The organism is Streptomyces sp. NPDC096193 (assembly GCF_040302905.1).
In the GTDB taxonomy this organism is placed as follows: Bacteria; Actinomycetota; Actinomycetes; order Streptomycetales; family Streptomycetaceae; genus Streptomyces.
The window spans coordinates 153,881-165,016 of sequence record NZ_JBEOSJ010000016.1; the positions used below are offsets into that span (position 1 = coordinate 153,881).

At 71.7% G+C, this 11,136-nt stretch carries 8 protein-coding genes; 2 read left to right on the plus strand and 6 right to left on the minus strand.

The features are described 5' to 3' along the window. Window positions 1-201 precede the first annotated feature (201 nt). From ABTX78_RS23305 to uvrC, 5 genes are all read right to left on the minus strand, one after another. Window positions 202-3,147, minus strand: coding sequence for a M14 family metallopeptidase (locus tag ABTX78_RS23305; RefSeq protein WP_352208716.1), 2,946 nt, complete (start codon window positions 3,145-3,147; stop codon window positions 202-204). 162 nt (window positions 3,148-3,309) lie between these two features. Further along, entirely contained in the window at window positions 3,310-4,299 is a 990-nt protein-coding gene (whiA, locus tag ABTX78_RS23310) for a DNA-binding protein WhiA (RefSeq protein ID WP_313947013.1), read from the minus strand. Next, window positions 4,290-5,324 carry a gluconeogenesis factor YvcK family protein gene (locus ABTX78_RS23315; protein ID WP_352208717.1) on the minus strand — a complete coding sequence of 345 codons (1,035 nt, stop codon included), beginning with the start codon at window positions 5,322-5,324 and terminating at the stop codon, window positions 4,290-4,292. Before ABTX78_RS23315 ends, whiA begins: the two co-directional genes overlap by 10 nt. Further along, entirely contained in the window at window positions 5,321-6,256 is a 936-nt protein-coding gene (gene rapZ / locus ABTX78_RS23320; RefSeq protein ID WP_352208718.1) for an RNase adapter RapZ, read from the minus strand. Before rapZ ends, ABTX78_RS23315 begins: the two co-directional genes overlap by 4 nt. After that, complete coding sequence (uvrC, locus tag ABTX78_RS23325; RefSeq protein WP_352208719.1) at window positions 6,253-8,226, minus strand: excinuclease ABC subunit UvrC; 1,974 nt, start codon at window positions 8,224-8,226, stop codon at window positions 6,253-6,255. Before uvrC ends, rapZ begins: the two co-directional genes overlap by 4 nt. Window positions 8,227-8,624: 398 nt before the next feature. Here uvrC and ABTX78_RS23330 point away from each other — a divergent pair, with 398 nt between their 5' ends. Next, complete coding sequence (locus tag ABTX78_RS23330) at window positions 8,625-9,557, plus strand: hypothetical protein (RefSeq protein ID WP_352208720.1); 933 nt, start codon at window positions 8,625-8,627, stop codon at window positions 9,555-9,557. A gap of 48 nt (window positions 9,558-9,605) precedes the next feature. Here the strand turns inward: ABTX78_RS23330 and ABTX78_RS23335 are convergent, their stop codons facing one another. Next, window positions 9,606-10,037 carry a Rieske (2Fe-2S) protein gene (locus tag ABTX78_RS23335; RefSeq protein ID WP_352208721.1) on the minus strand — a complete coding sequence of 144 codons (432 nt, stop codon included), beginning with the start codon at window positions 10,035-10,037 and terminating at the stop codon, window positions 9,606-9,608. A gap of 123 nt (window positions 10,038-10,160) precedes the next feature. Between ABTX78_RS23335 and ABTX78_RS23340 the strand changes: the two genes are divergently transcribed. Further along, the gene (locus ABTX78_RS23340) at window positions 10,161-11,060 is read left to right on the plus strand and encodes a carbohydrate kinase family protein (protein ID WP_352208722.1); all 900 of its coding nucleotides are present in this window, start codon (window positions 10,161-10,163) and stop codon (window positions 11,058-11,060) included. Window positions 11,061-11,136: the final 76 nt, after the last annotated feature.

An 11,136-nucleotide genomic window follows, 5' to 3' on the forward strand; every position in this document is an offset into this window, starting at 1 on the left:
ACCGATCTCCTCGTTAGGTACGCCGGTTTTCGACGCCGGCGAGTTGTATGGGATGTCCCCGACCGCCTCCGACCCTACCTCTCTGGAGGCCGCGGAGTGACATCGGAAGGGCCCCTGTGTGGCGGTGGCGGCCCGTACCCCTCAGTAGGGTGCACGGGCCGCCGGAGCCGCGCCCGGAGCCGCGGTCTCCGTCACCCGGGGTCAGCGCCCGAGTGCGCCGAGAGCACGGCCGACGATCTTCTTGCGTTCGGTCGCGCCGGGGACGTGCTCCAGACCGAATCCGATCAGCACCGTGTCGCGCGTGGTGACCGCCGCCGCCGACGGGAACAGGTCCTGGCTGCGCTCCCAGGTCCCGCGCAGCGCCGGGCTGCCGTCGGGTGCCGGACCCGTCGTCCACGGCCCGAGCGAGGTCTCGAATCCCTCGGCGCCCTGTCCGGCGCCCGTGACCAGCCGGGTGTCGTCCACGAAGATGCCGCGGCCGCCGTCACTGGGGTCGGTGATGTACGAGACGGAGACCTCGATCTGCTTGCCCGCGTAGGCGCTCAGATCGAACGAGGCGGCCTTCCAGCCGTCGGAGGCACCCGTGAACGAGTGCCAGGCGCCGCTGGTGCCGGTCGCCGTGCAGCCGCCGGACCCGACGGTGAGGTAGTGCCGCAGGAACGGGTGCTGGTTGACGTAGAACCCCTGGTCGCACTGGGTCGGCACGGTTGTCCGCGTGCCGCCGTTGGCATCCGGCAGGGTGGTCCAGTCGTCCTGGCCGACGGTGTGGACCTCGACGACGGCGTTGTCGTAGCCGGGTTCGGTGTTGAAGCTGATCCGCAGGTTCAGCCCGGGCCGGTCGGCGGCGGTGGTGCCGGTCAGGTCGACCGCCCGCGACAGCCGCATCCAGGAGGAGTTGCGGTGGCTCGCCGCCGCGTACCACTCTCCCTCGTACGGCGAGAACGGCATCTTGACGCCCGGGTAGTCGCCCGCGGCCGCGCTGCGGAACTGCGGGAACTGCGCCGGCGGCAGAGTGTCCGAGGTGACCGTGTACGCGCCCGCCGCGTCCAGCGGGTTGCCGGGAGCGTCGCCGAGTGCGCCCGCGGCGCCGGAGAGGCGTCCCGTGCCGAGGAAGTCCGCGGCCCCGGCGAGCGAGGCGCGTCCCGAAGCGCCGAGGTAGTACTGCGCGAAGTCGTCGCTGAGCGCACCGCCGAGGTCGGCGTTGCCGCCGGCCCGTTCACCGGTGGTGATGAGCTTGCCGCCCTCGTTGACGAAGTCGCGTACGGCCCGGGTGGTGGGCCAGGAGGGTGCGGCGGATCCGGTGTACCAGAGGGCCGTGTCGAAGTGGCCGAGCACGCCGAGCCGGTGCGGCACGCCCTGGGTCGCGACGTCCCAGACCGCGCTGCGCTCGCCGTTGTCGGCGAGTGCCCCGGTGTAGGCGGCCGTGTTCTTCGCGGCTGTGGTGCCGCCCTCCTCGGCGATCACGAGCGTGTCGCCGCGCGGCCGTTGGGCGACCCTGTACGTGAAGTGCTCGCTCGCGGTGGGCTTTCCGGCCCGGGTCTCGCCGGTGAACCAGACCTCGACCGTGTCGCCGACGTCGCCGTCCCTGACCTTGGCGCGGTACTCGTCGAAGAGGATGTTGTCCTCACCGCCGTACGTCTCGCCGCCCTTCCAGGGCTTCAGCGCCTGGTCGTGGACGCGCCCGCCGTTGACGCGGTAGCGGAGCTCCTTGTCGCGCACCGACCTGCGAGCCACGACGGAGACCTCCTGGTCACCGCCGCGCGCGTAGGAGACGGTGAAGGGGTCGGGGGTGAAGTCCGCGGCCTTCAGGCCCAGCGAGGAGGCTGGCTGGTCCGGGTGCAGGGACGTCTCGGCGACGGAGAGCGCGAACGGGACGTTCTTGGCGAACTCCTGCTGGATCAGCTTCTCGTCGTCGGGGAAGGTGAAGACGGAGGCGCAGTCGGCCGCGTTCCAGGGGTCCTGGGGATCGATCCTGGAGGCGGTGGCGCAGGTCGACATCTCCGGGGTGTACATCATCATCCCGTTGACGTTGGCCGCGTGCCCGTCGGCCTCGCCGTTGGTGGTGTAGAGCTCGGAGGAGACCTGCGGACGGTAGCCGGGGATCGCCGAGTTCTCGGGTGTGCCGGCGAGCGACCGGTAGAGGACGTCGTCCGGGGTCGGTGTGGCGACCTGCCAGCCCACTCCGTACAGCAGCAGTTCGGCCGCGGAGTGGTAGTTGATGCCGTAGGAGAAGCCGATGCGCTTCTGGAACCGGTCGATGGCCCTGGTCTCCGGCTCGGAGGCCGGGCCGGTGCCGCGGAAGGTCTCGTCGAACGGGTCGGGGGACGAACCCTCGTTGTCGTAGCCCCACTTGTAGGTGAAGTTCCGGTTGAGGTCGACGCCGTCGCCCGGCTTGATCGCGCCGTCACCGTTGTTGTCGCGGAGGTTCTTGCGCCACTGCCGCTGCTGAGTGCCGGTGAAGGAGTAGTCGTAGCCGTCGGGGTTGGCGGACAGCACGAACCACAGCTCGCTGCTGTTCACGATCTTGGTGACGCGGGGATCCTTGCCGTAGTTGGCGAGGTAATAGTGCATCAGCCGCCGGGTCATCTCCGGGGTGATCCACTCGCGCGCGTGCTGGTTGGACATGTACAGCGTCGCGGGCTTGGAGCCGTCCGCCGTCCTCGCCGCGCCCTTGCTGAGCTTGAGGGCGAGGATGTCCTGGCCCTTGACCGTCTTGCCGATGCTGACGACCTTGGTGAGGCCGGGGTTGGCCTGCGCCGTGGCGAGGATCTCGCGCTGGAGCCCCTTCTCCCCGCTGTACGGGCGGAAGACGCCGTCGCCGGCGGCGGCGACCCGGTTCCTCGCCGCCGGGGACACGGTGTGCTCGGTGATACCGACGCCCTGCTCGCGCAGTTCACCGGCCTGACGTTTCGTGAGGTAGAGCTCGACGGTCGCCGTGCCCTTGTCGGGCACCTGTTCCGTCAGTTCGTGTCCGTCGGCGCCCGCCGCGAGGATCAGCGGAACCTGGGCCTTGGTGACTTTCGCGTGCCATACGGACAGCCCGTCGCCATTCCCTCCGCCGGGTTCGGCCTGGGCGATCGGAGCGGCCGCAAGTGTTGCGGTCAGCAGTGAAACCGCGGCGAGGATCGATCTCGCTCTGCGTCTCATAAGCCCCCCTTGCTGGTGTCTGCCAGGAAAGTGAACAGACGCCAGACTCATCACACCCCATGACCATGTCAAGAAGGCCGGGCCCGGCACACGGGTGAACGACCGACGCTGCCGGTGCCCTGGGGGCACCGGCAGCGTCGGCAGAGGCGCAAGAGCGGTGTGTCAGCCGACGAGACCGTCGGCCAGTTCCTCGGAGAGGGTGGACTCGGTGCCGGGGATGCCGAGGTCCTGTGCGCGCTTGTCGGCCATCGCCAGCAGCCGGCGGATCCGGCCCGCGACCGCGTCCTTCGTCAGCGGCGGGTCGGCGAGCGCGCCCAGCTCCTCCAGCGAGGCCTGCTTGTGCTCCATACGCAGCCGGCCGGCGGCGGCGAGGTGCTCGGGCACCTCCTCGCCCAGGATCTCCAGCGCGCGCTGCACCCGGGCGCCCGCGGCGACCGCGGCCCGTGCCGAGCGGCGGAGGTTGGCGTCGTCGAAGTTGGCGAGGCGGTTGGCGGTGGCGCGGACCTCGCGCCGCATGCGCCGCTCCTCCCAGGCGAGCACCGACTCGTGAGCACCCAGACGCGTCAACAGCGCGCCGATCGCATCACCGTCACGGACGACGACCCGGTCCACACCGCGTACCTCCCGCGCCTTCGCGGCGATGGAGAGCCGGCGGGCCGCGCCGACCAGCGCGAGCGCCGCCTCGGGGCCGGGGCAGGTGACCTCCAGCGACGAGGAGCGGCCGGGCTCGGTCAGCGAGCCGTGCGCCAGGAACGCCCCGCGCCAGGCTGCCTCCGCGTCACAGGTGGCACCGGAGACGACCTGCGGCGGCAGGCCCCGGATCGGCCTGCCGCGGCCGTCGACCAGCCCTGTCTGGCGGGCGAGCTGGTCGCCGCCCGCCACCACGCGTACGACATAGCGCGAACCGCGGCGCAGTCCCCCGGGCGCCATCACCATCAGCTCGGAGCTGTGTCCGAAGATCTCCAGGATGTCCCGCTTCAGCCGGCGCGCGGCGATGCCGGTGTCCAGCTCCGCCTCGATCACGATGCGGCCGCTCACCAGGTGCAGCCCGCCCGCGAACCGCAGGATCGCCGAGACCTCCGCCTTTCTGCAGCAGGTCCGGGTGACGGGAAGCCGGGAGATTTCGTCCTTCACCGCTGCCGTCATCGCCATGGGCCGATCCTTCCATGCATCCGAAAAATACGGTCGTACGCGGCGGCCAACAGCTCCGGATCATGCTTCGGAACGCCGTCGGGCGAGGCCACGGGGGCCAGCTCGACCGCGGCGCCGAGGCTCTTTGCGGCATCGGCGAGGGACCCTCGGTCGGGCACGGCGGCCACGTCGGCCAGCACCACGTCGAGGGCGAGTTTAGGCGCGTGTCGTCCCAAAACCTCCAAATGACGCTGCGGTGAGAAGCCTTCTGTTTCGCCGGGTTGGGGCGCGAGGTTCAACGACAGGACCCGGCGGGCCTTCGTCTCGACCAGCGCGTCCAGCAGTTCGGGCACCAGGAGGTGCGGAATCACCGAGGAGAACCAGGAGCCGGGCCCGAGAACCACCCAGTCGGCGTCCCGTACGGCGGCGACGGCCTCCGGGACGGCCGGCGGGTCGTGGGGCACGAGGTGCACGGACTGCACCTCTCCGGGGGTGAGCGCCACGGTCGCCTGCCCCCGGACCGTCTCCACGTCGTCCGGGCGCGCCGGATCGTGGCCCCTGACCAGTGCCTGGAGCTCCAGCGGTACGGCGGACATGGGCAGCACCCGGCCGTGCGCGCCCAGCAGCCTGCCGACGAGGTCCAGTGCCTGGACGTGGTCGCCGAGCTGTTCCCACAGCGCCACCATCAGCAGATTGCCGACCGCGTGCTCGTGCAGATCGCCCTTGGACTGGAAGCGGTGCTGGATCACCCGGGCCCAGGTCTGGCCCCATTCGTCGTCGCCGCACAGGGCCGCCAGCGCCTTGCGCAGATCGCCGGGCGGCAGCACGCCCAGCTCCTCCCGGAGCCGGCCGCTGGAGCCGCCGTCGTCGGCGACGGTGACGACCGCGGTGAGGTCGCCGGTGATACGGCGCAGAGCCGTGAGCGACGCGGAGAGGCCCATGCCGCCGCCGAGGGCGACGACCTTGGGCTGGGCGCCGCGGTTCCGCCCCGCGAGCGTGTGCGCGGTCCTGCGCAGCCGACGCAGACGGATGGCCTGTCCGCTCACTCGCGCCCCATGTCACGGTGGACGACGACGGTCTCGACTCCCGCGGAGGAGAGCCGGGCGGCGAGCTTCTCGGACGTGGCGACGGAGCGGTGCTTGCCGCCCGTGCAGCCGACGGCGATGGTCACGTACCGCTTGCCCTCACGACGGTAGCCGGCGGCGATCAGCTGGAGCAGCTCGGTGTAGCGGTCGAGGAACTCCTTGGCGCCGGGCTGGTTGAAGACGTAGTTCGACACCTCTTCGTTCAGGCCGGTGAAGGGGCGGAGCTCCGGGACCCAGTGCGGGTTCGGCAGGAAGCGCATGTCGACCACGAGGTCCGCGTCCACCGGCAGCCCGTACTTGAAGCCGAACGACATGACGGTGGCCCGCAGCTCGGGCTCCTCGTCGCCGGCGAACCGGGCGTCCATCTTGGCCCGCAGCTCGTGCACGTTCAGGCTGGAGGTGTCGATCACCAGATCGGCGTCGCCGCGCAGCTCACGCAGCAGATCGCGCTCCGCCGCGATGCCGTCGACGATCCTGCCGTCGCCCTGGAGGGGGTGCGGCCTGCGGACCGACTCGAAGCGGCGGACCAGGGCGTCGTCGGAGGACTCCAGGAACACGATCCGGCGCGTGACCTGCTTGGAGTCGAGGTCGGCGAGGGACTCCCGGAGGTTGTCGAAGAACCGCCGGCCGCGGACGTCGACGACGACCGCGATCCGGGCCACATTGCCCTGCGAGCGGGCCCCGAGCTCCACCATGGTGGGGATCAGGGCGGGTGGGAGGTTGTCGACGACGAACCAGCCGAGGTCCTCCAGACACTTGGCCGCCGTGCTGCGCCCGGCGCCGGACATACCGGAGATGATCACCAGCTCGGGGATGGCCGCGTCCGCGGCACCGCCGGGCTCGATCGTGGTGCCCGTACTCACGTCTGCTCCGTCTCCGTCGTGCTCGGTCATGTCGTACTACCCCCGTCGTTCTCTTCCATGATCTCTCCTGTTGCCGTGTTCACGGCAGGGACGGCCGGAGCCGTCCGGGCAAGGGCCACCACCACGGATTCCGCCGTCTTGCGGCCCATGCCGGGCACCTCGCAGATCTGCTCGATTGTCGCCTGCCGCAGCCGTTTGACCGATCCGAAATGCTTGATCAGCGCCTGTTTGCGGGCCTCTCCCAGACCGTGCACCGCGTCCAGCGGGCTGGTCCTGATGCGCTTGGTCCGCTTGGAGCGCTGGTAGCGGATGGCGAAGTCGTGGGCGGTGTCCCGGATGCGCTGGAGGAGGTACAGGCCCTCGCTGGAACGCGGCAGGATCACCGGATCATCCTCACGCGGCAGCCAGACCTCCTCCAGCCGCTTGGCCAGTCCGCAGACCGCGACGTCGTCGATGCCCAGCTCGTCGAGCGCGCGCTGGGCCGCGGCCACCTGCGGCTTTCCGCCGTCGACGACGACGAGCTGCGGCGGGTACGCGAACCGCTTGGGCTTCCCGTCGTCCTCGGGGGGCGCGTCCTCGCCGATCCACTCACCGGTCCTGTCCTTCTCGGCGAGATAGCGGCGGAAGCGCCGGCTGATCACCTCGTGCATGGACCGGACGTCGTCCTGGCCCTCGAAGGTCTTGATCTGGAAGCGGCGGTACTCGCTCTTGCGTGCCAGGCCGTCCTCGAAGACGACCATGGAGGCCACGACGTCCTCGCCCTGGAGATGGGAGATGTCGAAGCACTCGATGCGCAGCGGCGCCGAGTCCAGCCCGAGGGCCTCCGCGATCTCCTCCAGTGCGCGGGAGCGGGTGGTGAGGTCGCTGGCACGCTTCGTCTTGTGGAGGCCCAGCGCCTGGAGCGCGTTGCGCTGGACTGTCGCCATCAGGTCCTTCTTGTCCCCGCGCTGAGGGATGCGCAGGGAGACGTTCGAGCCGCGGCGCTGGCCGAGCCACTGGCTGACGGCCTCTGAGTCGTCCGGGAGGGCGGGGACGAGGACCTCCTTGGGCACCGCGTCGCCGCTCTCCTCGCCGTACAGCTGCTGGAGCGCGTGCTCGACGAGCCCGGCGGTGTCGACGGCCTCGACCTTGTCGGTGACCCAGCCGCGCTGTCCGCGCACCCGGCCGCCGCGGACGTGGAAGATCTGCACGGCCGCTTCCAGCTCGTCCTCGGCGACCGCGATCACATCGGCGTCGGTGGCGTCGGCGAGCACGACGGCGTTCTTCTCCAGGGCGCGCCGCAGAGCCCCTATGTCGTCGCGCAGCCGGGCCGCCCGCTCGTACTCCATCTCCTCGGCCGCCTCGGTCATCTGCCGTTCCAGGCGGCGGATGTAGGTGCCGGTGCGGCCGGCCATGAAGTCGCAGAACTCGTCGGCCAGTTCGCGGTGCTCCTCGGGCGTGACCCGGCCGACGCAGGGCGCCGAGCACTTGCCGATGTAGCCGAGCAGACAGGGCCGGCCCTTTTGCTGATGGTTCCTGAAGACACCGGCGGAGCAGGTGCGTACGGGGAAGACGCGCAGCATCAGGTCGACGGTCTCGCGGATCGCCCAGGCGTGGCCGTACGGACCGAAGTACCGCACGCCCTTGCGCTTGGCGCCACGCATCACCTGGACGCGCGGGAACTCCTCGTTGAGGGTGACCGCGAGATAGGGATAGCTCTTGTCGTCCCGGTACTTGACGTTGAACCGCGGGTCGTACTCCTTGATCCAGGAGTACTCCAGCTGAAGCGCCTCGACCTCGGTGGAGACGACGGTCCACTCGACGGAGCACGCCGTGGTGACCATCGTCGCCGTGCGCGGGTGCAGATTGGCCAGGTCCTGGAAGTAGCTGGCGAGGCGCTGGCGGAGGCTTTTCGCCTTCCCGACGTAGATCACGCGGCGGTGATCGTCGCGGAACCGGTAGACCCCCGGCGAGTCGGGGATCTCTCCCGGCTTGGGACGGTAGCTGGAGGGGTCTGCCATGCCGACCACCCTACTGGCGGGGGGTGACACCGCGGGGCGCGCGGGCCTGCACGGAGCAGGAGGCTCAGCGGGCCTCAGGTGCCGCGACGGCGTCCCGTGCGGCTCGGCCCGGGACGGTCATCGCTCACCGTCCGAGAGGCTGCCCGCACGGTCAGTGCGCGGCGGGGACGGAGCGCGCCCGGGGACGCCGCGGTTGTGCCCGAATCCTTGTCGCGGGCAGGTCAACCCGCTTCAATGCGGTGGACACGGGACTGTGAACGCCGCGACCGGGATGTGACCACTCCCCCGCTCCGGCCGGACGGCAGCGCCGCCCGCTCACCGCGCCCCGCTTCCCGTCCTGACCGTTCAGCCGGGCCGTCGCACGCCGCGCAGCCGTACCCGAAGCCGCTGGAGGTTCCATGGGTCACACCGAGGCCGATCTGGCGCAGGTGCTGCACACCGGGCCGTTCCATCTGGCGCTGCGCGCCGCGCTCGCGGTGCGTGGGCTGCCTCTCCAGCGCGTGCAGCACCATCTCGCGCACCGTGGCATCAAGGTCGGGGTGACCAGCCTCAGTTACTGGCAGCAGGGCGCCCGCAGGCCGCAGCGTCCGGAGTCGCTGCGGGCGGTACGCGCGCTGGAAGAGGTGCTGGAGCTGCCCGGCAACTCACTGACCCGGCTGCTCGGTGCCGGCGAGCGCGCGGCGGGCCTGGACGTCGAGCGCCCCGCCGGACGTTCCTACCGCTCCCTGGTCGAGGTGCCCGCTGTCGTGGAGCGGCTGCTCGACGACATGGAGACGCCGGCGGACACCGGGCTGCACACCGTGGGACACCACGAGCGGGTCCGGATCGGCGCCGGCCGGGAACTGGTGGGCCGCGATTCGCGGCATGTCGTCCGCGCCCACCGCGACGGCGTCGACCGCTATCTGGCCATCCACCACGGGGACCCGGGCTGTGACCCGGCGGCGGTCCGGGTGAGCGCGCTGGAGAACTGCCGTACGGGCCGGGTCCGCCGGCACCGCGAGACCGGGATCGTCGTCGCGGAACTGCTCTTCGACGCCCGGCTGCGGGCCGGTGAGACCTATGTCTTCGGCTACGGCTTCGAGGACGGCACCGGCGGCCCCAGCAGTGAGTACGTCCGCGGCTTCACCTTCGCGGGCGGGCAGTACGTCCTTCAGGTGCGGTTCGACGAGGGGGCCCTGCCGGCCCGGTGCCGCCGGTTCGCCCAGGCCACCACGGGTGCTCCGCGGGGCGCCCGGACGGCCCTGACGCTCAGCGGCAGGCACCGCACGGTGCATCTGGTCGAGCAGGGTGTGCGGCCCGGGATCCTCGGGATCGACTGGGACTGGGAGTGAGCGCGGAACTATCGCCTTCGCCGGCCGGTGGCCGGTCCGCCGGACGCCTTATGCGCTCGGCCCCGCGACGAGCTTTCCGCCCCGCGCCGTGACCGGGACCTCCGGCAGCGGCACGGTCGCCGGGCCCTGGAGCGCCTTGCCGGTGGTGACGTCGAAGCGGCTTCCGTGGCAGGGGCAGTTGCCCTCGGTGCCCTCGACCTTGTCGAGGACGCAGCCGGCGTGTGTGCACTGGGCGCTGAACGCCCGGTACTGGCCGGCGGCCGGGCAGCTCACGACCAGACGCTGCTCGCGGTAGAGCTTGGCGCCACCCACCGGGACGGCGTCGGCCGCGCCGAGGTCGACGGGCGCGGTCGGTGTGGGGTTCTCCGCGTGACCGAGCTCGGACTCGGTCGAGCAGGCGGCGACCCCGAGGCCGGCGGCCCCGGCGAGGGCGGCGCCTTTCAGCACGGTGCGGCGGGCGGCTGAGGGGTGGCCGGACATGCAGACTCCACGGATCAGAGCATCGGTCGCAGGACCTGCGACAGACCCGACCATACCGGCGCGTACCTGCGGCCCCGAGGGCGGGATGCCTCCCGGCCGCGGGTGTGCGTTACGTTCTGAGCCGTGATCGTCGTCGCCGGTGAATCCCTGATCGATCTGGTCCCGCACGGGGACGGCGAGCCCCTGCCGATGCTGCTGCCGCGCCTCGGCGGCGGGCCGTACAACACCGCTGTGGCGCTGGGGCGCCTCGGGGCGCGCGCCGCGTTCTGCTCCCGGATGTCCACGGACGGCTTCGGGGAGGCGCTGCTGGCCGGGCTGCGGGACGCGGGCGTCGACACCGGGCTGGTGGCGCGCGGGCCGGAGCCGACGACGCTGGCGGTCACGTCCCTCGGCGCGGACGGATCCGCCGGCTACGGCTTCTACGCGGAGGGCAGCGCCGACCGGCTGTTCGAGCTGCCGCCCCGGCTGCCGGACGCGGCACGGGCGGTGGCGTTCGGCACCTGCTCGCTGGTACTGGAGCCGGGCGCGAGCGCGTACGAGGCGCTGCTGCGGCGGGAGGCGGAGCGCGGGCTGTTCACGCTGCTCGACCCGAACATCAGGCCGGGGCTGATCCCGGACGCGGACGCCTACCGTGCGCGGTTCGCCGGCTGGCTGCCGTCGGTGTCGCTGCTGAAGCTCTCCGAGGACGACGCCCGCTGGCTGGGCGGTGTGCCCGAGGGCCCGGCGGCGGTGGTGCTGACGCGGGGCGACGAGGGCATGTGCGTACGGACGCGGACCGGGGCGGAGGTCTCCGTGCCCGCGACACAGGTGCGCGTCGCCGACACCATCGGCGCGGGCGACACGGTGAACGCGGCCCTGTTGCACGGCCTCGCGGACCGGGACGCCCTGTCGGCGGACGGCATGGCCCGGCTGGACGTGGAGGGCTGGCGTGAGGTGCTGGACTTCGCGGCGCGGGCGGCGGCGGTGACCTGCTCCCGTACGGGGGCGGAGCCGCCCTACGCCTGGGAATTGCGCCAGGGCTGACGAGCCGTCCGGGACCGGGCGCGGGCGGGACGCCGGGCGCGGGCGGGACGCGGGCAGAACGCTATCGGTCTCCCCC